The sequence below is a fragment of the Cellvibrio sp. KY-GH-1 genome, from assembly GCF_008806975.1.
Taxonomy (GTDB): Bacteria; Pseudomonadota; Gammaproteobacteria; order Pseudomonadales; family Cellvibrionaceae; genus Cellvibrio.
Window position 1 is genome coordinate 4447512 of sequence record NZ_CP031728.1, and the last position, 20216, is coordinate 4467727.

Below are 20216 nucleotides of genomic sequence, written 5' to 3' on the forward strand. Positions count from 1 at the left end.
CAGTCTGCTTAACATTCCTTGAATTGCCTGCCCTGAGCAGGCTTGTTACCCTCTCCTCACTATAGACTCAATCGCTGGATTCCAGCAATCGAGCGCAAGATTGGTCATGCCTGGCACAAGCACATCCCCTCAATTTATTGTTGTTCATTTTTGTAGCCATTCGTTGGAGCTTATCGATGAAATATTCCCTGCTAGGTGCCTCACTGTGTTTTGCGCTGGCGCAGCCCTTGGCTGAGGCCAAACCGCTTGATATAAAAACTGATACCGGCAATATCCAGGTGAATACCATTGCCGAAGGGTTGGAGAATGTCTGGAGCCTTGCCTTCTTGCCCGATGGCAATATGCTGGTGACGGAAAAACCCGGTCGCATGCGCATAGTAACTGCGCAGGGAAAAGTAGGTGAGCCACTGCAGGGGTTGCCAAAAATTTATAATCAGGGCCAGGCCGGTTTGCTGGATGTGGTACTTGCACCGGATTTCGCCACCAGCAAAAAAATCTACTTCAGTTATTCAGAGCCGGACGAAAAAGGTAAAAACAGTACCGCGGTAAGTTTTGCCACACTTAATGGCAACACCTTGGAAAACGTCACGCGCATATTCAGTCAGCAGCCAAAAATAGATTCCGGCGCGCATTTCGGTTCGCGTCTGGTATGGAAAGAAGACGGCACACTGTTTATTACTCTGGGTGATCGCTACAGCGAAAAAGACAAGGCCCAAACCCTGGACAACCATCAGGGTAAAGTCATTCGCGTTAATGCGGATGGAACAGTTCCCAAGGATAATCCCTTTGTAAAAACTCCGGGCGCTTTACCGGAAATATGGTCTTATGGTCATCGCAATATGCAGGGAGCTGCAATCAATCCGCTCACTAAAAAACTATGGACTGGCGAACATGGACCACAAGGTGGCGATGAACTAAATATCGATGAAGCGGCAAAAAATTATGGCTGGCCCGTGATTACCTATGGCGAGAATTACGGTGGTGGAAAAATTGGTGAAGGCACCCATAAGGAAGGAATGGAACAACCCGCATACAAATGGGTTCCATCGATCGCGACTGCGGGGTTTATGTTTTACACTGGCGATAAATTCCCGCAGTGGAAAAATAATATTCTGCTCGGTAGCTTGAAAGAGCAAACACTGGTGCGACTGGTGCTGGATGGGGACAAAATTGTTAAAGAGGAGCGCTTGTTGAAAAAAGAGTTAGGGCAGCGCTTGCGCTCGGTAGTGCAGGGGCCAGATGGTTTAATTTATCTGGTAACCGATGAAAGCAAGGGTAAAATCCTGCAATTATCACCGCAATAAATTGACAAAAACTCCCGCTCTGGCGGGATTTTTTTACCTCGGTCGAATACTCTTATGATCACTGATCTGCTTTTTGTTTATGGCACCTTACGACGCGATTGCCCCAACGGTGCACATCCGCAATATTTAGCCGGCGCGGAATTTATCACCAGTGCGCAAGTACGAGGAAAGCTCTATCGCGTCAGCTATTATCCCGCGCTGGTGTTGGATGATGGTGGATGGGTTCAGGGGGAGATTTATCGTCTGCACAACGAGCAGCAACTTGCTCGGCTGGATGCCTACGAAGAATGCACCTACCCCGCATCGCCAGAGCAGGAGTACCAGCGTTGTGTGATTAACGCACAGACCGCCAACGGCGAAACGTTCAAGGTCTGGGTGTATGCCTGGCAACGTCCGCTGGAGAATTTACCGCTTATTGCCTCGGGCGATTTTCTCAATCCTTAGTTGCGCCCTGACTGACCACAGTTGTTTTAGGCATCGATTCTGTTTAGCACCAGCGGCATTTCACACTTTTGACCGCCGTCGTTGCCAATCATTTCATCGTAGGGTGACTGCATTACCAGCCACGCGCGCTCGAACCCCATGGATTTCAATGTTTCCTGCGCTCGATATGCACTGGGAAATTTTTGCGGTTTCCCACTGCCATCACGCAACAACTGAACGCGATTGGACTGCCCCTCCGGCTCTTCGGTGAAACCAACGAGATATTGTGCGCAATCACTAAAACTAAAAACCAATGCACGGCTTTGTCCGGCCGAAGAAAATAGTTGCGGCATGATTAAGTCTCCTTGATGTGACAGGTACGATAAAGTTTGCAGTAGCGATTCTGCGCCCAACGACGATAGAGCTTGTCTACCAATGGGGCCACCAGCGGCCAACGCAGTGGGCGCACAAGGAACCCGAAGGCGGTAAAACTCCAGGCGGCAACAGTCGCATCAACGCCGCGCAACCAGGTTCCGTCGGGCTGGAGTAAATGCAACTCCAGCAAAAATCTTTCACGCTCCCCCTCATTTATCTGGAGCAAGTGATGAATATCTGTCAGCACTAATCGATTGCTTTTGTGTTTGCGTAAAAAAGCCATTTCCCTTGCGCAAAGGCTACAGCGGCCATCGTAAAAGAGTTGGGCGCAATGGATGGGCAAAGGTAATGGCATAATGTGCGTCCTTAATCGCTGGGAACCTGTAGTTTCCAGATATACTTACGTAGCATAATTGGGTTGGATCACTCTCTGGAGCAAGGCATGAGTCGCTTTACCGCTTTACATTACGATATCGACCCCGTTTTTCATGCGGCAAACAGGACTGCGCCGCGAATAGGTGTGTTGCTGATTAACCTGGGAACGCCTGACGCGCCAACGACACCAGCATTGCGCCGCTACCTTGCAGAGTTTTTGTCCGACCCTCGCGTTGTGGAAATCCCCCGTCTGCTGTGGCTGTTGATTTTGCACGGAATTATTTTGCGCGTGCGTCCAAAAAAGTCCGCAGCACTTTATCAAGGAGTATGGACCAGTGAAGGTTCCCCGTTGTTGGTGATTAGCAAGCAACAACAACTCGCTATTCAGCAGCAATTGGGAGAGGGTTACAGCGTGAAGTTGGGTATGCGTTACGGCAACCCATCCATTGCCTCTGCGATGCAGGAATTGCAAAAAGAAGGTGTGCGCAAAATTATCGTGCTGCCGCTCTACCCGCAGTATGCAGGTCCTACAACGGGCTCCAGTTTTGATGCAGTGGCCAAAGAATTAAATCGCTGGCGCTGGGTGCCGGAATTGCACTTTATCAATAATTATTGTGATCACCCTTTGTATATCGACGCATTAGCCAATTCGGTGCGCGAACATATAGAAAAAAATGGTTTGCCGCAAAAAATTATTTTTTCGTATCACGGCATGCCAAAACTTTTCCTTAACGCCGGTGACCCTTATTTTTGTTTTTGTCAGAAAACAACGCGTCTGGTGCAGGAAAAACTACAGCTGGATAAAAATATTTGCATTACCAGTTTTCAATCGCGCTTTGGAAAGGCTGAATGGTTAAAGCCCTACACCAATGAAACCCTGGAAAATTTGCCCAAAGAAGGTATTAAAAATATCGCCATTTTATCGCCCGCATTTAGCGCGGATTGTCTGGAGACTCTGGAAGAGTTGATGGTGGAAAATCGCCATATCTTTATCAATGCCGGCGGTGAAAAATATGACTACATTGCCGCCCTGAATGATCGCGCTGATCACATTGCGGCATTGGTTGCTTTGGTGAAAAATGAATAGCGCTTTGTAAGAAAACTCGACAACTATTTTTCATCAGCGGATCCCTCTAGAATGGCCGCGCCGTTATGTAATGAATCCGATATAGGGGTAACTATCGGGAGCAAGCACGGCTTCTAACTTACCTTCTTATATCAAGGATCAGCTTATGAAAATCGCAAAACTGGCTTCTGCGTTTGCAGGTCTGGTGCTGGGCGCTAGCGCACTGCAAGCCAACGCAATTCCCTTCGAAGTAGATATTACTGTTGATAACTCCTACGCGCTTTACTACGGTACTGGCACTGCTGCGACAAACTTTGTGGGTAGCAATGGTGATTGGACCAACACAGAAACTTACACCTTTGATTTGCCGACCAGCAATTTCATTTATGTAGTTACCCAATCGGATTTGGCGGTTGCACAGGGCTTCCTCGCACAATTTACCAACTTGTTGAATAACAGCCGCTTTTACAGCCATGATTCGCAATGGCAGGTAACTGCAACCGGGCTTTATGGTTCAGCTCCTTATACAGGCTCTGCTACTGATTTGTCCGCATTAAGCGCGCAAGTCGTATTGGCTAATGCGGGTAGCAATGCATCTGGTGGTTGGGTTGCTACCAGTGCCGGCGAGGCCAACGGCGCTGCACCATGGGGTTTGCGCCCTGAGATTGATGCCGCTGCACGTTGGGCATGGTACAACAACAATGGCAGCAGCAATCCTACCCTCGGTGGTCATGATCACGACGAGTACTTGATTTTCCGTATTTCTGTGGGTGCTAGTGAAGTTCCAGAGCCTGCAGGTCTGGCGCTGCTCGGTTTAGGCTTGTTGGGCCTGGGCGCAGCAAGAAGACGTCAAGCGAAGTAAGTTTGGCTGATTTTCGATTGCCCCGTTTGGGGCAATCGATTTCGCTAAGAAAGTCCCCGCTCTAGTGCCACTCATCAGGTGTTATTTTTTATTGAGCACCGCCAACAGTAGCACCCAAAAACACAACACCAGATTAAACAGCGGTATTTGTAATTCTGCAGGCATGGCGTAGACCACACAGACGGCGGGGATCCATACCAGCCAGTTGGAGAAAATCACCGTGGGGATTTTTACGCAGAAAAATTGTTTATTCATGGCGGCGCGCCAACGCGAAATACTCCAGCCGGACTCCATCCACAAATAAATAATAGTGATGCCTGGTGCAGCCCAAAAGGTGCTGTAAATAAATTGATCCGCAGCCATTTTGATCAGTATGGTTTGCCAATCATTGTCGCTGCCGAACCATTCAGTTTGAAAGCGATAAAACAAATCCACTTCCATACCTTTAATACCCCAGAAGAGCAGATAAAAAACCAGCAGCACAAATACATTTCTACCGGCGAAGGCTTTGCTAAGCCATAGATATAAAAATGGAATCAAGCCGCCAAAAATCGCTGTAGAGATAAACGAATAGCTAAAGCCATGGCGTGCCTTTAAATCACCAAACCAAACGAACACTGGTTTTGACGCAGGAACAAAAAAATAAACCAGCAAGACGGCTAACGCAAAAACCTGTAACACCAGGCCCGGTTTTATATTTTTCCTGAGCGCAGCGGCAATAGCTTCGCGGATATTCATAGCATTAATGACCAAAGACCGTAATTAACATTTGTATTGATAGCCCGAGCAGCAAAAGGGCAAATAGTTTTTTAAGTTGCGGGATTGGTACGCGATGTGCGAGTTTTGCGCCCAATGGAGCGGTGAAAAAACTCATGCACGCCATAGCGATAACGGCCGGCCAATAAACATAACCCAGTGTATAGTCTGGCAAGTTAATTTGATTCCATCCATTCAGGATGTAGCCCAGCGCACCGGAAATTGCGATAGGCAAACCAATGGCTGCAGAAGTTCCTATCGCCACAGGCAAACTCACATTGCACCACACCAAAAACGGAACCGTTAAGGTACCGCCACCGATCGCCACCAGGGCAGAAATAACGCCAATACCTGCACCAGTAGAACTCAAACCAATCATCCCTGGTAATTGCCGTGAAGCATGAGGCTTGCGATTCAGTACCATTTGTAATGCTACGCCGGCCATAAAACAGGAGAAAAAAATCGCTAGCGGCTTGGCCGATAAATAACTCGCGACAAATGTTCCGGCGAATGTTCCGAGTAATATTCCCGGTGTGATTTTTAGTACAGCTGGCCAAATAACCGCATTGTGTTGGTGATGTGCGCGCAAGCTGGCGATTGCGGTCGGTACTATAGCTGCCATAGATGTCGCTAACGCCATATGTAACACATGCTCAGTTGGAAATTGGTGCTGAGCAAATATAAACGTGAGCACCGGCACCATGATGCCACCGCCGCCAATACCGAACAGACCGGCAAAAATACCGGTAAGGGCGCCGAGCAATAAAAAATAAAACAGAAACGAAAAATCCATAGCCTTGGTAGCTCGTAATGCGTTTATTACAAGAGATAACTATTTAATAAAACCTTTCAGACGCGCGAGGTTGTATGCGTTCACACTCGTAGCATCTTTAATAACACAGGAAACAATCATCTCCTCGAATTGTGCCAATGTGAATGATTGGGCAATTAAGCCCTCTTCCTCTTGATCCAGTGCGGTGTTGTGCTGCTGCAAATCGGTAGCGAGATAAATGTGGTAGCCCTGCGTTGAATAGCCATAGGCTAGATATTGATGCCCTACATATTGCATCTGCCCGGCAATTAATCCGGTTTCTTCGTGCAATTCGCCCGCGGCGATAATGGCATGATCTGTATCTGAATTTTCCTCCCAGCTTCCTTGCGGTAACTCCCAGTAGCGGCCCTGTACCGGATAGCGATACTGCTCAACAAGATGGATGCAACCGTCACTGATGGGAATAATCACCACAAAATCCGGCTTTTCCACGACTCCGAAAATACCTTCGGCGCCGCTGGGACGTTGGATTCTATCTTCGCGTACCCGCATCCATTTATTTTCGTAAACTGTTTTACTCGCCAGGGTTTTTATTTCCGTCATAGTTGACACTCCGGTTTCCAGTTACGCTACAGAAAATTTGCCGTTAAAAAAAATCCCCGCAGTTTTCACTTCGGGGATTTTTATTTCACACATCAATCTTGCATCACTTGTTTGCGCGCTTACGCTCGTTTTCAGTGAGCAGTTTTTTGCGCAGACGAATCGATTGTGGCGTTACTTCTACCAGCTCGTCGTCTTCAATAAACTCCAGCGCCTGCTCCAGAGTGTGACGGATTGGCGGTGACAGAGTCAGTGCATCGTCAGTACCGGAAGCACGCACGTTGGTTAATTGCTTGGCTTTGGTTGGGTTTACTACCAAGTCATTTGAGCGCGAGTGAATACCCACGATTTGACCTTCATAAACTTCTACACCGGCGCCCAGGAACAAACGGCCGCGGTCTTGCAGCGGGTGCAAACCATAAGCGAGCGTTTTACCTTTCACCATAGAAACCAGTACGCCGTTTTGACGCTTGGCCACTTCACCTTCTTTCACGGGACCGTAGTGATCGAAGATGCTGGTCATGATGCCTGAACCGGAAGTCATGGTCAGGAACTGGCCGCGGAAACCGATCAATCCGCGCGATGGGCAGAGGAATTCCAGCTTGATACGGCCTTTGCCATCCGGCTCCATGTTGGTCAACTCGCCCTTGCGCAGGCCGAGTTCTTCCATCACTTTACCCTGATGTTCTTCTTCAACGTCGATAACTACTTGCTCGAACGGCTCGTGCACCACGCCGTCCACAATTTTCTGAACTACTTCAGGGCGGGATACCCCCAGTTCGTAGCCTTCGCGACGCATATTTTCGATCAATACCGACAGGTGCAATTCACCGCGGCCAGACACGATAAATTTGTCCGGAGATTCACCTTGTTGTACGCGCAGCGCCACGTTGGCAATCAATTCCTGATCCAGACGGTCTTTGATGTTACGGCTGGTCACGTATTTGCCTTCTTTACCGGCAAACGGCGAATCGTTTACCTGGAAGGTCATGCTTACGGTTGGCTCGTCGATCGACAATGCCGGCAGTGCTTCTACGCAGTCGGGGCTGCACAGGGTGTCGGAAATGCCAAGCTTATCCACACCGGTGATACACACGATATCGCCCGCGAAAGCTTTGTCGGTTTCGATACGTTGCAGGCCGTGGTAACCCATCACTTGCAGCACCTTGGCTTTGCGTTGGTTGCCTTCGTGATCAACCACAACAATTTGCTGGTTGGGTGACAGGCTGCCGCGGGTGATACGGCCAATACCGATAACGCCCACGTAGCTGGAGTAGTCCAGCGCAGAGATTTGCATTTGGAATGGGCCGTCAACGTCAACTTTAGGCGGTTGCACTTTGTCGACGATCATCTGGAACAGCGGGGTCATATCTTCAGCGATATTGTCCGGATCCAAACCCGCCACACCGTTGAGTGCAGAGGCATAAACAATAGGGAAATCGAGTTGTTCTTCGGTCGCACCCAAGCGGTCAAACAGGTCGAATACCTGGTCGATAACCCACTCAGGGCGAGCGCCCGGACGGTCGATCTTGTTGATCACCACAATCGGGTTTAGACCTTGTTCGAAGGCCTTGGAGGTTACGAATCGGGTTTGTGGCATTGGTCCGCCAACGGCGTCCACGATCAGCAGTACCGAGTCAACCATCGACAGAACACGCTCTACCTCGCCGCCGAAGTCGGCGTGTCCGGGGGTATCCACGATGTTAATGCGGTAGTCGTTCCATTTAATGGCGGTGTTTTTCGCCAGAATGGTAATACCGCGCTCGCGTTCCTGATCGTTGCTGTCCATGATCAGGTCGCCGGTGTCATCGCGGCGGTCGAGGGTGCCGGATTGACGCAACAACTGGTCAACCATAGAGGTTTTACCATGGTCAACGTGGGCGATAATCGCGATATTACGCAGTTTTTCGATTGCTGATTGATCTGTCACTGTGGGATTTCTCTTGGGTATGCGCCTGCAAAAGGCTAAAGGGGATACGTAAAAAGGCGCGCATTATACCTATCTGGACATGGCGCGGATATGACAATCGGGGAAAAGTTGCCGGTTTTTTAAGCACCCATCGTCAAGATGGGCGCAAAATTCACGAAATCTACCGGCCAAATCTCGTTAAATGGCGCAAGCACTCTTCGGCTCAGGGCGGTATACGCCTACGTTCAAATGCCCGGCATCTTTTAAATTGGCAGCGTGCAATTGGCTCATCACGCCTTTCTGGCAATACAAATAATATTGTTTGCTCATGTCCAGATGGGCGAATTGGTTGTTGAGCGAGTAGAAGGGAATAACTTTAATTTCAACGCCAGCCAGACTTAATGGATTTTTTTCCTGTTCATCGGGGTGACGTATATCAATAACAATTTGGCCGGGATTGATATCACCGACCACTGGCACCGATAAATCTGCATCCAGTTCATCGACAATCTCATCGATATTTTGCGCGCGGCGCTCTTCAATTGCGCGCTCCAGCACCGAAAAATCGAACCTATTTTCCGCGCGTTCAATTTTATGCATGCGCGCTTTGGTGGTGGGGTTTACCGAAATCACGCCGCAATATTCGGGCATGCTCGCGGCAAAACTTTCGGTACCGATTTTGCGTGATAGATCGATGATATCGCCTTTATCCATAGTGGCGAGTGGGCGCAGTACCAAGGTATCAATCACGCGATCAATCGCACCTAAATTGATGAGGGTTTGACTGGAAACCTGAGCCACACTTTCACCGGTAACCAATGCGGGAATCTCTAATGATTCCGCCACTTTTTCCGCTGCGCGCAGCATCATGCGCTTGAGGATTACGCCCATGTAGGGGTTATCCACTTTCTCCAGAATTTCTTTCACAACGTCTTCAAAGGGAACAGTGACAAATTTTACGCGATGACTCGCGCCGTATTTATTCCACAAATAATAAGCCACTTCTTTCACGCCGATTTCATGGGCGCGACCGCCGAGATTAAAAAAGCAGTAGTGGGCGCGCAGGCCGCGTTTAATGCACAGATAAGTAGAAACCGTGGAATCGAAGCCACCGGAAATTAATGACAATACCGGATCTTGAGCGCCCAATGGGAAGCCGCCCAGCCCCTGGGTTTTGCTGGTGAGCACCCAGAGGCGACCATCTTTAATTTCGAGCGGGACGATAATGTCCGGCTTATGCAGGCTGACCCCTTTGGCTTCCGAGTTATGTAGCAAACCGCCGCCGACATACTGCTCCACCTGCACCGAACTGAATTCGTGTTTACCCACGCGTTTGGCGCGCACACAGAAGGTTTTGCCGGCGAGTTGATCGCGCCAATGGCGCAACGTATTTTGGAAAATCGAATCCAGATCACCCAAAGGGTAGTCATGAATCAAGGCGAAATTTGCGATACCAGGGGTGCGTGCCAGCACATCGGACACTTGCGCCGTCACTTGTGTATCCGCTTCCGGACAGCGGATTTCAATCTTTTCCCAGTCGCGCTGTACATCGATCGCCACTCCGACATTAGCCAGCAAAACGCGCAGGTTATCGCGCAGTTGCTTGATGAACTTTTTGCGCACGGGTGGGCTTTTGATAATGATTTCGGGAAATACTTTGACGATGAAATGCATGGCGGGCTCTGGAGCTAGGTGTCTGTGTATTGATGCGATGAAAAAGGGCGCGATAAATCGCGCCCCCTCCGTGTACCCGCATTATACCGGCAGGGGAGCGATTTATCGCGCCCTATTTAAAACTGCCTTGCCTACTTGGAGCGGAATATTATTTCCCGCATTTTTTTTAGTTTCGGCGATACCACTGGCACAGTGAGCATGGTACTGGCCACTGCCATAATCAGCAGCGCTGTGAAGGTCTCACTGGTGATAATTTGCTTATCAAGCAGTACGTTGGCGAAGATGATCATGATCAGCGCTTTGGTTTGCAGCAGCCAGCCAATAATCGACGCTTCGCCTTTTTCCCATTTCAAGATCTTGCCCGCCGCGTGAACACCGGCCAATTTGCCTGATACCGAAGCGACTAACAGTATTGCCGCGGCGATAAACACAGTAGACCCGCCCACATCCCAATTGGTGCGCAGGCCGGTGCTGAGGAAGAACACCGGCATAATGATCATCAGTACAAAGTGACGCAGCTTGTCCATGTCCTCCTGGTTAAACCAGTCGGCGTCCATCACCGCACCGGCAAGGAACGCGCCCACCATAAAGTGCAGCCCGGCCCAGTCCGCCGCCAAACCAATAATCGCCAACCAGATAAAACCGGAATACCAGCGGTCTTTTTCCTGAATTGCGACCATCAACTTGCGAAACAGATACGCGGCTATGGCAAAACCAAGCAGGAACATTCCTTGGCGGCCTACGCGCTCCCAATCCAGAAGGATCAGCGCCAGAACCCCCCAAATGGCAATATCATCGAGACTCGCGTAACGCAGAATTCGCTGGCCGATTGGCTGCCGCAGTATTTCCAGTTTTTCCATTAGCAGTATCAAAATCGGCAATGCTGTCACTGCGCAGGCCATACCCACACCGAGAATAAACTGCCAGGTCATCCCTTTTGGCCCCATCCATCCGTCGCTGAATGACATAAGCGCTACTGCCGCTGCGCAGCCAAAGAGCAGCGGTGTACCCAGGGCCAAGCCTGCGGTGATGCTGCTTTCACGTTTGTACTGCCAGGCTTTTTTCAGATCCAGTTCAATTCCGGCAATCCACACAAAAATCATCACCGCCCACCAGGCAATACCGTTGAGCGATTTGATGACATCCGGGGTAAAGACAAAGGTGTAGTATTCGGGAAAAGCCTTACCCAGTACTCCCGGGCCCAGCACAATCCCCATAATAATTTGTACTACTACCAATGGTGCCCAATAATCAGTGCGCCCCCAGCGCCAGATTAGGTAAGGAATGGTGAAAATGATCACCATCGCGATCAGGAAAACTTCTGTAGTTGTCATATGCATAGTGCTAACTCATTCATTTTTATAGCTATTGTTACTGTTTTTAAATGTCACCCTGTGCTCGCCGCCCAATGGGATTGACGAAGGGAGCGAGGCTACAGTGATTTTTAACGCCAATCGACAGCAACCCTATAGGTATTGGCTATGGATGCATTAGGTAAAAGCTAAATAAAGAACAGGTAAAAAGTGGTGCAATTTGGAGCAGGCTGCTGGCACACTAGCAGCCTTGCGGTACTTGCGAAGGTTCAGGAAGAAAAGCGTGAAACAGTGTGCACCATAATTGCGCGTTTTGAAAAATTCGTGATCACATTTGGTGCTTTGTGCGTTTAAAATAATTTCTCTTATTGCTCAAGAGCCTTATTTTTTGCGGCTTATTGCTATTTTCCTTGGATGGCATATATTTTGCCCCCTTTCTGACACCCAAAGTTGATCGATTCACCGAAATGAGTCGCTCACAACTTACACCGGGAGCCATTTCCGGTTAGTTTTTCGCCAGAAAAGCTTACCAGCCGACTGTAATAACAACATTTTCATCATCGTAGCCTTCGGGCTATTACAACTTGGAGGCATTCAATGTCTAAGACTTTAGACCTGATCAAAGAACACGAAGCTCGTTGGATCGACTTGCGCTTCACTGATACCAAAGGTAAAGAGCAGCACGTAACTTTCCCATCAAGCGTTGTTAACGACAGCTTCTTCACCGACGGCAAAATGTTCGACGGTTCGTCTATTGCTGGCTGGAAAGGCATTAACGACTCAGACATGATTCTGATGCCGGATGATTCAACTGCCGTTTTGGATCCTTTCTACGACGAAGCGACCATCATTGTTCGCTGTAACATCGTTGAACCAGCGACCATGCAGGGTTACGACCGCGACCCACGTTCTATCGGCTTGCGCGCTGAAGAGTACCTGAAGTCTACCGGTCTGGGTGACATCGCTCTGTTCGGTCCAGAGCCAGAATTCTTCATTTTCGACAGTGTTCACTTCAACTCAAGCATGGGTGGCGCTTTCTACAAAATCAAATCTGAAGAAGCTGCATGGCAATCAGGTGATGATGTTGAAGGCAAGCACGGCCACGCTCCACGCGTAAAAGGTGGTTACTTCCCAGTTGCACCAATCGACTCTCTGCACGACATCCGTGGTGCAATGTGTAACGCGATGGAAGCAATGGGCCTGGAAATCGAAATCCATCACCACGAAGTTGCTAATGCTGGTCAGTGTGAAATCGGCGTAGGTGCTAACACTCTGGTTAAGAAGGCGGACGAAGTACAAATCCTGAAGTACTGCGTACACAACGTTGCTCACCAGTACGGCAAAACCGCTACCTTCATGCCTAAGCCACTGATCGGCGACAACGGTTCAGGTATGCACGTTCACCAGTCTTTCTCCAAGAACGGCAAAAACCAATTCGCTGGTGACGCTTACGCTGGCCTGTCTGAAACTGCCCTGTACTACATTGGCGGTATCATCAAGCACGCTAAAGCTCTGAACGCTTTCTGTAACGCATCTACCAACTCTTACAAGCGTTTGGTTCCAGGCTTCGAAGCTCCAGTAATGCTGGCTTACTCAGCTCGTAACCGCTCTGCTTCTATCCGTATTCCTTACACTGTTGGTGAAAAAGCCAAGCGTATCGAAACTCGTTTCCCTGATCCAACTGCTAACCCATACCTGTGCTTCGCTGCATTGCTGATGGCTGGTATTGATGGTGTTCAGAACAAGATTCATCCGGGCGAGCCAGCAACTAAAGACCTGTACGATTTGGAGCCGGAAGAAGAAGCACTGATTCCACAAGTGTGTGCATCTTTGGAAGAAGCGCTGAATCACTTGGAAGCGGACCACGACTTCCTGTTGGCCGGTGGTGTGTTCAGCAAAGACTTCATCGAAGCTTACATTGAGCTGAAGAAGGCTGATATCCAACGCGTAAACATGACTCCACACCCAGTAGAATTCGAACTCTACTACAGCGTGTAATAAGTCAGGTTTTGCCGGTTTTCCGGCAAAACCGTGAATCGCTCCAGAAAAAGCCCGAGCAGGGAACTGCTCGGGCTTTTTCTTTAAGGGCTGTAAGGCTACTCTTGGGGAATGAGTTGGAGAGGGAAAAATCATGCGTGTGTTTTTGCTGTTGCTATTATCGCTTGCCCCCTGGGTGGTGGCTGATGTTTACAAGACGGTCGATAAAGATGGTCGTGTTATCTACACTGACAAACCTAAAAGCGACAACGCTCAAAAAGTGGAGCTGCGTGAAATAAACACTGTGCCCGGTGCCCAGCCGTTGCCTGAGTCCACCCCGGTTGAGTCATTCCAGTCGCAGCCTGCGGCTATGAGTTACCAGATAGAAATCATCAGTCCACGCAATGAGTTAATTATTCCTGTCGGTCAGCGGGATTTGGCTATTGCAATCAAGGTCGAGCCTGAGCTTCAGCCAGATCATCTGTTGGTATACTTTATGGATGGTGAGCTGCTGGAGGAAACCTCAATGACCAATATCATTGTTAAGGATGTCCCGCGCGGTAGCCACAATCTGGTGGTGGAGGCTATAGACGCCAATGGTCAATCATTGGGCACGTCCGCTCCGGTCAGCGTGAGCCTTATGCGTCCAATTGTTAAAAAACCTGCCCCACCAACGCCCACTCCAAAATAGTTGCACCAATTCGGTGCTATGATTTTTCTGAAAATCCCCATAATGGACAGCTTTACCAGCTAAATCAGCTGAATAGTGCTGTTTTCTTACTTGGTTTGGTTTTTGCAGTAAGCCAAGTGCCCATTGTCGAGGCGTTCAGGAGAGCATAACCCGGTGAGTCCGCGCGATATCTATAAACCCATATTGGATAGCCTAAGTACTGCCATCGTTTTGGTGGATACTGATTTGCTGCTTTGCCATATGAATCCGGCCGCCGAAGCGCTGCTCGCAATGAGTTGTGAAAGCAATACCGGTGAGCCCATCACCTATTTTTTTTATGAATCCGATGAAACTGACCGCCAATTAAAGCTTGCGGCTGTTCAGGCCAATCACTACACCAAGCGCCATGCAGAATGGCGGCTATTAAGTGGGGGCAACCTGACGGTAGATTACACCGTCACCCCTTTCGGTGATCATGAAGGATTGATTATTGAAATTCAGCCGATCGATCGGCTGCTGCGCATCAGTCGCGAAGAGATGCTTACCACTTCCCATGAGACGACACGTAATCTAGTGCGTGGCATGGCGCATGAAATTAAAAACCCGCTGGGCGGAATTCGCGGTGCGGCGCAATTGCTGGCGCGGGAGCTGCCCAACCCCGGGTTGAGTGAATACACCAACATTATCATTGATGAGGCGGACCGCCTGCGCAACCTGGTCGACCGTATGCTGGGTCCTAATCAGTTGCCCAAGTGGCAGTCGTTAAATATTCACGAGGCGATTGAGCGGGTTGCTAACATCATCAAAGCGGAAAGTAATGATGCGATCCGCATTGTGCGTGACTACGACCCCAGTATTCCCAATATGCAGGGCGATAAGGAGATGCTGATACAGGCACTGCTTAACATAGTGCGCAATGCCATGCAGGCGTTGTTGGAAGCTCATGTGGTTAATGGGGTGATTCAACTGCGCACTCGCATCCAACGCCAATACACTATTGGTCGCAAGCACCATTCGCTGGTTTGTCGTCTCGACATTATCGATAACGGTCCTGGCATTCCGCCGGAAATAATCGAAAACATTTTCTACCCGATGATCACCGGCCGTGCCGAAGGTACCGGCTTGGGTTTGACCATCTCGCAGCACCTGATTCATCAACACCATGGCCTCATCGAGTGCCAAAGTGAGCCGGGCAAAACTCGTTTCTCACTCTACTTACCTATGGAAGCGCAACATGCAGAAGTCCAATAAAGTCTGGATCATCGATGATGATCGCTCGATTCGCTGGGTGCTGGAAAAGGCCCTGCAACAAGCCAATATAGAAACTCGCGTGTTTGACTCGGGCGATAGTGCCATGAGTCAGCTCAACCGGGACACGCCCGATGCCATTATCAGTGATATTCGCATGCCGGGAACTGATGGCCTTACTTTGCTGGGCAATCTTCACAATACCCATCCGCAGATTCCAATTATCATCATGACTGCCCATTCAGACCTGGACAGCGCAGTCGCTGCCTATCAGGGCGGAGCCTTCGAATATTTGCCCAAGCCTTTTGATGTGGACGACGCCGTGGCTGTTACCCAACGCGCACTTGCCCATGCTCAAGAGCAGAAAAGCGAGCACGCGCCGGAAAACAGTGTGGAAACCAACACTGAAATCATTGGCGAAGCCCCAGCGATGCAAGAAGTCTTTCGCGCGATTGGCCGCTTGTCGCAATCCAACATCACGGTATTGATCAATGGTCAATCCGGCACTGGTAAAGAACTGGTAGCCCGTGCGCTTCACCGTCACAGTCCGCGACGCAATGAGCCGTTTATTGCGTTGAATATGGCGGCAATTCCTAAAGACTTGATGGAATCTGAACTCTTCGGCCACGAAAAAGGCGCTTTTACCGGTGCCGCCGCACAGCGTCAGGGGCGCTTTGAACAGGCCAACGGAGGTTCGTTGTTCCTTGATGAAATCGGTGATATGCCGGCGGAAACTCAAACCCGTTTGTTGCGCGTATTGGCGGACGGCGAGTTCTATCGAGTGGGCGGCCACACTCCGGTTAAAGTGGATGTGCGCATCATCGCCGCTACCCACCAAAACCTGGAAACCCTGGTGGCAGACAACCGGTTCCGCGAGGATTTATTCCATCGTCTGAATGTAATTCGCATTCATATCCCCAAGCTGGCCAATCGCCGTGAAGATATTCCCAAGTTGGCGCGCTTTTTCCTGCACAAGGCCGCGACCGAATTGAACGTTGATCCCAAGGTGCTATTGCCTGAAACCGAAGAATACTTCTGCTCGTTGCAATGGCCCGGTAATGTGCGCCAACTGGAGAATACCTGCCGGTGGATCACCGTAATGGCCTCGGGTCGCGAGGTTCATGTGGAAGATCTGCCGCCTGAACTGTTGGAAAACAAAGAAACAAGTACCCCCGCAGACGATTGGGAAAAGGCCTTGCGTCATTGGGCGGACCAAGCGCTCACCCGCGGTCAACACCAGTTGCTCAGTGAGGCCGTGCCTACGTTTGAGCGCGCATTGATCGAGACGGCTCTCAAGTACACTGCCGGGCGTAAGCGCGATGCCGCAAATCTGTTGGGCTGGGGGCGCAACACCCTTACGCGCAAGCTGAAAGAGCTGGGTATGGCCGGCGGTAACGACCCCGACAATGATATTGACGACTAAACTCTCCTTTCTTTTATCCCTTCCGCGAGCCTGACTACAGGCTCGCATCACCTCGCCGTTGGCGCATAAAACTTCTTTACCTTTCCATAGGGCAGCTTTTAAAACCTGTGTCTATACTCAGCTAACCGGGTAGCGAACCTGACTTGGCAACCACTACTACAGCCTTATTACCCCAAGTTTGTAACACCGTACACACGGCACGGGGTCGGTAGTCGCTCAATCGATTCAAGAAATTGACTGAACTGCCGCCAACAACAATTGATGCTAATAAAAACTGAATCCGAATGCTTTCGGGGGAAAACATGGTACAAAAATCATTACTTACCAAACTAATGATGGTATTAACCATTGTGATGGTTGCCATTGCCGTATTGGTGGCGTTCACCAATTACAAAATTGCATCCAGTGATTTGGAAAAAGAATTGGAAGCAGAGACAGCAGCGATGATCGAGCTGACCAACAGCTCAATATTGGAGGCGGTATTTGCATACGATTTCCAACAGATTGAAGCTATTGCCAAATCTCTGGTAAATACTTCGTTGGTCACTACCGTCAGCGTTGTTGATCATCGCGGGCAATCACTCGCCAAGGCAGCAGATGATGACCGCAGCGAACACCAGATTACCCGTGCAGCCGTGCCTATTGTTTACAACGGCAATACTATCGGGAGTTATGACATCAGTTTCTCCACTCAGGAATTGCAGAAGACGCTAATCCAGCAAGTGTGGACGAGTGTTTGGACGGTGTTGGCACTGTTGGTTGCGAGTCTGGTGACTGTTTATGTGTTGATTCGCAGTCTGGTGTTGGCTCCAGTAGATGAAGTAACTCGCTCACTCGCGTCCATTGCGGGTGGTGGTGGTGACCTTACTCGTCGTTTACCGACTGACAGTCAAAATGAAATTGCCGCGCTTGCACACAATTTTAATCTGGTGATGGAGCATATTGCCTCTATCATTCGCAACGTAGTACTAGTGAACGATAAGGTGCGCACCAACGTTAATAAAATGAGTAGCGCAACCGAGAGCACCGTAAACTCCACCTCTCAGCAATTGCGCGAAATTGAATTGGTAGCAACCGCTGTGGAAGAGCTATCGGCATCTGCAACAGAAATCGCACGTCACGCGGGGGACACCGCCGAGCGTACCAATGCCACCAGTATTTTGGCGGAAGAAGGTAACACCATCGTTAATCTGTCACTCGAAAATGTGAATCGCCTAACCGGGCAAATAGAATCTACTGCGCAAAAAATTCAGGTATTAAAAAATAACTCGGTCAATATCGGGTCGGTAATGGAGGTAATCAGAACCATCGCCGAGCAAACCAACCTGCTCGCGCTCAACGCGGCAATCGAGGCTGCGCGTGCGGGTGAGCAGGGTCGTGGCTTTGCCGTAGTTGCGGATGAAGTTCGCTCACTTGCGCAAAAAACCCGCTCATCCACTGAAGAAATTGAATCGATCATCGTGCAATTGCAACGCGCTGCCGATGAGGCTCACCAAGCGATGAACACCAGCACCGCGTCAGCGCGTGAGACTATTGATACCGCCTCCAAAGTTGGTGGTGCATTAGATAAAATCCGCGCAAATATCGGTATCATTAACGACATGAACCACCAAATCGCCACCGCCTCACATGAGCAAAGTTCTGTCGCGAATGAAGTGAGCAAAAACATCACTGCCATTCATGGCTTGTCAGAAAATGTGGTGGAAAACGCGCAGGTTGTTAATCACAGCGGTAGCCAGTTAATCAATGAAACCAGCGAACTGAAAAAGCAAATTGATAGCTTTAAAGTGTAAATATTGCTGTTACAGTTCAACAATAACGACGGCGCTCATGCGCCGCAGATCGTTGACAAACCCCACCCTAAAAAAGTGGGGTTTTATTTTTTTAGCTCGCGCTGTGCATCAACCGCATTTCTGGCGATTGATTTCCAATCCGTTCATTTTTCTCGATAAAACGCGATATAAGTATCCACAGCGCTTGAACAAGGCCTAACACCACCAATGGATTATAAAAACGCGCCAGCAACAGCGCTATCTTCTTCATATTCTGGCACGCAGCCGCCAACAAACACTGGCCACTCACGCGACGCAAGCCGCGATAACGTGCATATCTATGACCGTGCAATTGTTTCGCGTCGGCAAAGCTGCGCTCCACCGTTTCCTTTCTGCGTTGATAAATCCGTTTGCCTTGCTCGGTGAGTCGTCGCGCATCAGTGCGCTCCACACTGTCTTGCCACACATGGCGTGTGATGACTTTGGTGTGGTTGCGACTGCGCGTGCATTGATCCAAAAACGGACAGCGTTTGCATTGCTCTGAATCGGAGCGGTATTCGCGATAGCCCAATCGGTTGGTGGTGTTATATGAAATCAACTGACCCGCCGGACAGGTGTAATGATTCTGATCGGCATCAAACACAAATTTGCGCCTGGCAAATAAGCCTTCCGCTTTGTTGGGGCGGCGATAGCCAATAACGCCCTCAATATTGCGATCTTCCAAACCTTTGCAGATGCCTGCAGTTTTGTAGCCTGCATCCAATCCCACCGTGTACGGATAAATATTGAAGGCCGTTAATTGGCGATCCAGGCGTGCCAAATAAGGTTTGCTGTCATGCACGTTGCTCGGTGTGACGTGGGTGTCCGTGATGATGTTGTATTTACCATCCACGGTGCGATGGTCGAGATAATAAAATCCTTGGGGCTTGCCTTCGCGTGTTAAATAACCACTATCGGGATCAGTGGTGCTGACTTTAATGTCGCGGGTTTTTGGCTCGGTATCGCCCGCTTTTTCTTTTAGTGGGGCTTTGCCGTTGGCAATTCGGTCTTCATCAATCGCCACTTCCAACGCGGTTAAATAATCCGTCGGCGTTTGCGTGACGGTGTGAATTTCAAACTTCTTTTTATTGGCATTGGCTTTCATGTGGGTGCTGTCGGTGTAAAGCACATCGCCGCCCACCAAGCCGTGGCCAATTGCTTGGCGAACAATCTCATCAAAAATTTGTTGCTCAATATCAGTCGCTAAAAACCGGCGCCGACGTTGCTGGCTAAAGGTGGAGGCATCAATGATTTTATCCGTGAGACTCAACCCCAAAAACCAACGATATGCCACATTCACTTGCACCTCGCGCACTAACTGCCGCTCGCTGCGCACACCAAACAAATAACCAATAAACAGCATTTTAAATAACAACACCGGATCAACTGCAGGGCGGCCGTTGTTATCGCAATATAAATGGCGGACTTGGTCGCGGATAAATTCGAAGTTGATGTACTTGTCGATTTTGCGCAGTAGATGGTCAGCCGGAACGAGATCCTCAAGGATCACCATTTCCAGTGTGTGTTGGCGCGGCGCAGGTTCTTTGAGCATGGCAGTCATCACAAGAAAGTGTGCTGCCATTAAACGCAAACCCCCAGCTTTTGGCTAGGGGTTTGTCAGCGGTCTGCGGCGCTCATGCGCCGTTTTTTTATTATTG

18 protein-coding genes are annotated in these 20216 nt (G+C 49.6%); 9 read left to right on the forward strand and 9 right to left on the reverse strand.

The window, feature by feature from the left end; translation table 11 throughout:
- The first annotated feature begins 176 nt into the window (after positions 1 to 176).
- Both D0C16_RS18705 and D0C16_RS18710 read left to right on the forward strand, forming a co-directional pair.
- Positions 177 to 1304 carry a PQQ-dependent sugar dehydrogenase gene (locus D0C16_RS18705; RefSeq protein ID WP_151033764.1) on the forward strand — a complete coding sequence of 376 codons (1128 nt, stop codon included), beginning with the start codon at positions 177 to 179 and terminating at the stop codon, positions 1302 to 1304.
- 54 nt (positions 1305 to 1358) lie between these two features.
- A complete protein-coding gene (locus tag D0C16_RS18710; protein ID WP_151033765.1) occupies positions 1359 to 1748 on the forward strand; it encodes a gamma-glutamylcyclotransferase in 390 nt (129 codons plus the stop codon).
- A 26-nt stretch (positions 1749 to 1774) separates the two neighbouring features.
- On the opposite strand, the gene D0C16_RS18715 is transcribed toward D0C16_RS18710, so the two are convergent.
- Positions 1775 to 2080, reverse strand: coding sequence for a DUF6482 family protein (locus tag D0C16_RS18715; RefSeq protein WP_151033766.1), 306 nt, complete (start codon positions 2078 to 2080; stop codon positions 1775 to 1777).
- Between the two features lie 2 nt (positions 2081 to 2082).
- Positions 2083 to 2457: a thiol-disulfide oxidoreductase DCC family protein gene (locus D0C16_RS18720; RefSeq protein WP_151033767.1), complete on the reverse strand. Its 375-nt coding sequence runs from the start codon at positions 2455 to 2457 to the stop codon at positions 2083 to 2085.
- A gap of 87 nt (positions 2458 to 2544) precedes the next feature.
- On the opposite strand from D0C16_RS18720, the gene hemH reads away from it, so the two are divergent.
- Together hemH and D0C16_RS18730 are read left to right on the forward strand one after the other, a co-directional pair.
- Positions 2545 to 3564, forward strand: coding sequence for a ferrochelatase (gene hemH, locus D0C16_RS18725; protein WP_151033768.1), 1020 nt, complete (start codon positions 2545 to 2547; stop codon positions 3562 to 3564).
- 145 nt (positions 3565 to 3709) lie between these two features.
- Positions 3710 to 4405 (forward strand): PEP-CTERM sorting domain-containing protein, encoded by a 696-nt coding sequence (locus D0C16_RS18730; RefSeq protein ID WP_151033769.1) that lies wholly within the window; start codon positions 3710 to 3712, stop codon positions 4403 to 4405.
- Positions 4406 to 4486: 81 nt separating this feature from the next.
- Here the strand turns inward: D0C16_RS18730 and D0C16_RS18735 are convergent, their stop codons facing one another.
- From D0C16_RS18735 to D0C16_RS18760, 6 genes are all read right to left on the reverse strand, one after another.
- Positions 4487 to 5143 (reverse strand): hypothetical protein, encoded by a 657-nt coding sequence (locus D0C16_RS18735; RefSeq protein WP_151033770.1) that lies wholly within the window; start codon positions 5141 to 5143, stop codon positions 4487 to 4489.
- A 4-nt stretch (positions 5144 to 5147) separates the two neighbouring features.
- Entirely contained in the window at positions 5148 to 5954 is an 807-nt protein-coding gene (locus D0C16_RS18740; RefSeq protein WP_151033771.1) for a sulfite exporter TauE/SafE family protein, read from the reverse strand.
- Positions 5955 to 5993: 39 nt separating this feature from the next.
- Complete coding sequence (locus D0C16_RS18745; protein WP_151033772.1) at positions 5994 to 6536, reverse strand: NUDIX hydrolase; 543 nt, start codon at positions 6534 to 6536, stop codon at positions 5994 to 5996.
- Between the two features lie 103 nt (positions 6537 to 6639).
- Positions 6640 to 8388, reverse strand: coding sequence for a translational GTPase TypA (gene typA / locus D0C16_RS18750; protein WP_255482112.1), 1749 nt, complete (start codon positions 8386 to 8388; stop codon positions 6640 to 6642).
- A gap of 252 nt (positions 8389 to 8640) precedes the next feature.
- Positions 8641 to 10116 carry a tRNA uracil 4-sulfurtransferase ThiI gene (gene thiI / locus D0C16_RS18755; RefSeq protein WP_151033773.1) on the reverse strand — a complete coding sequence of 492 codons (1476 nt, stop codon included), beginning with the start codon at positions 10114 to 10116 and terminating at the stop codon, positions 8641 to 8643.
- A gap of 131 nt (positions 10117 to 10247) precedes the next feature.
- The gene (locus tag D0C16_RS18760; RefSeq protein ID WP_151033774.1) at positions 10248 to 11456 is read right to left on the reverse strand and encodes a cation:proton antiporter; all 1209 of its coding nucleotides are present in this window, start codon (positions 11454 to 11456) and stop codon (positions 10248 to 10250) included.
- A 570-nt stretch (positions 11457 to 12026) separates the two neighbouring features.
- Here D0C16_RS18760 and glnA point away from each other — a divergent pair.
- The 5 genes from glnA (at position 12027) to D0C16_RS18785 (ending at position 18540) form a co-directional block, all read left to right on the forward strand.
- Positions 12027 to 13427 (forward strand): type I glutamate--ammonia ligase, encoded by a 1401-nt coding sequence (glnA, locus tag D0C16_RS18765; RefSeq protein WP_151033775.1) that lies wholly within the window; start codon positions 12027 to 12029, stop codon positions 13425 to 13427.
- A 133-nt stretch (positions 13428 to 13560) separates the two neighbouring features.
- Positions 13561 to 14097, forward strand: coding sequence for a DUF4124 domain-containing protein (locus tag D0C16_RS18770; protein ID WP_151033776.1), 537 nt, complete (start codon positions 13561 to 13563; stop codon positions 14095 to 14097).
- A 153-nt stretch (positions 14098 to 14250) separates the two neighbouring features.
- Positions 14251 to 15327, forward strand: a complete 1077-nt coding sequence (gene glnL / locus D0C16_RS18775; RefSeq protein WP_151033777.1) for a nitrogen regulation protein NR(II) — start codon at positions 14251 to 14253, stop codon at positions 15325 to 15327.
- Positions 15311 to 16747 (forward strand): nitrogen regulation protein NR(I), encoded by a 1437-nt coding sequence (ntrC, locus tag D0C16_RS18780; RefSeq protein WP_151033778.1) that lies wholly within the window; start codon positions 15311 to 15313, stop codon positions 16745 to 16747. The genes glnL and ntrC overlap by 17 nt, the downstream gene beginning before the upstream one ends.
- Before the next feature lie 302 nt (positions 16748 to 17049).
- Positions 17050 to 18540 carry a methyl-accepting chemotaxis protein gene (locus D0C16_RS18785; RefSeq protein WP_151033779.1) on the forward strand — a complete coding sequence of 497 codons (1491 nt, stop codon included), beginning with the start codon at positions 17050 to 17052 and terminating at the stop codon, positions 18538 to 18540.
- A gap of 91 nt (positions 18541 to 18631) precedes the next feature.
- Here D0C16_RS18785 and D0C16_RS18790 read toward each other — a convergent pair whose 3' ends face one another.
- Entirely contained in the window at positions 18632 to 20110 is a 1479-nt protein-coding gene (locus D0C16_RS18790; protein ID WP_225319008.1) for an IS1182 family transposase, read from the reverse strand.
- Between the last annotated feature and the right edge of the window lie 106 nt (positions 20111 to 20216).

What these genes read in the sequence shown, in the direction of transcription:
- D0C16_RS18705 (WP_151033764.1), top strand. Translation starts at nt 177, where the DNA reads ATGAAATATTCCCTGCTAGGTGCCTCACTGTGTTTTGCGCTGGCGCAG.
- D0C16_RS18710 (WP_151033765.1), top strand. Translation starts at nt 1,359, where the DNA reads ATGATCACTGATCTGCTTTTTGTTTATGGCACCTTACGACGCGATTGC.
- D0C16_RS18715 (WP_151033766.1), bottom strand. Translation starts at nt 2,080, where the DNA reads ATGCCGCAACTATTTTCTTCGGCCGGACAAAGCCGTGCATTGGTTTTT.
- D0C16_RS18720 (WP_151033767.1), bottom strand. Translation starts at nt 2,457, where the DNA reads ATGCCATTACCTTTGCCCATCCATTGCGCCCAACTCTTTTACGATGGC.
- hemH (WP_151033768.1), top strand. Translation starts at nt 2,545, where the DNA reads ATGAGTCGCTTTACCGCTTTACATTACGATATCGACCCCGTTTTTCAT.
- D0C16_RS18730 (WP_151033769.1), top strand. Translation starts at nt 3,710, where the DNA reads ATGAAAATCGCAAAACTGGCTTCTGCGTTTGCAGGTCTGGTGCTGGGC.
- D0C16_RS18735 (WP_151033770.1), bottom strand. Translation starts at nt 5,143, where the DNA reads ATGAATATCCGCGAAGCTATTGCCGCTGCGCTCAGGAAAAATATAAAA.
- D0C16_RS18740 (WP_151033771.1), bottom strand. Translation starts at nt 5,954, where the DNA reads ATGGATTTTTCGTTTCTGTTTTATTTTTTATTGCTCGGCGCCCTTACC.
- D0C16_RS18745 (WP_151033772.1), bottom strand. Translation starts at nt 6,536, where the DNA reads ATGACGGAAATAAAAACCCTGGCGAGTAAAACAGTTTACGAAAATAAA.
- typA (WP_255482112.1), bottom strand. Translation starts at nt 8,388, where the DNA reads ATGGTTGACCAGTTGTTGCGTCAATCCGGCACCCTCGACCGCCGCGAT.
- thiI (WP_151033773.1), bottom strand. Translation starts at nt 10,116, where the DNA reads ATGCATTTCATCGTCAAAGTATTTCCCGAAATCATTATCAAAAGCCCA.
- D0C16_RS18760 (WP_151033774.1), bottom strand. Translation starts at nt 11,456, where the DNA reads ATGCATATGACAACTACAGAAGTTTTCCTGATCGCGATGGTGATCATT.
- glnA (WP_151033775.1), top strand. Translation starts at nt 12,027, where the DNA reads ATGTCTAAGACTTTAGACCTGATCAAAGAACACGAAGCTCGTTGGATC.
- D0C16_RS18770 (WP_151033776.1), top strand. Translation starts at nt 13,561, where the DNA reads ATGCGTGTGTTTTTGCTGTTGCTATTATCGCTTGCCCCCTGGGTGGTG.
- ntrC (WP_151033778.1), top strand. Translation starts at nt 15,311, where the DNA reads ATGCAGAAGTCCAATAAAGTCTGGATCATCGATGATGATCGCTCGATT.
- D0C16_RS18785 (WP_151033779.1), top strand. Translation starts at nt 17,050, where the DNA reads ATGGTACAAAAATCATTACTTACCAAACTAATGATGGTATTAACCATT.
- D0C16_RS18790 (WP_225319008.1), bottom strand. Translation starts at nt 20,110, where the DNA reads ATGCTCAAAGAACCTGCGCCGCGCCAACACACACTGGAAATGGTGATC.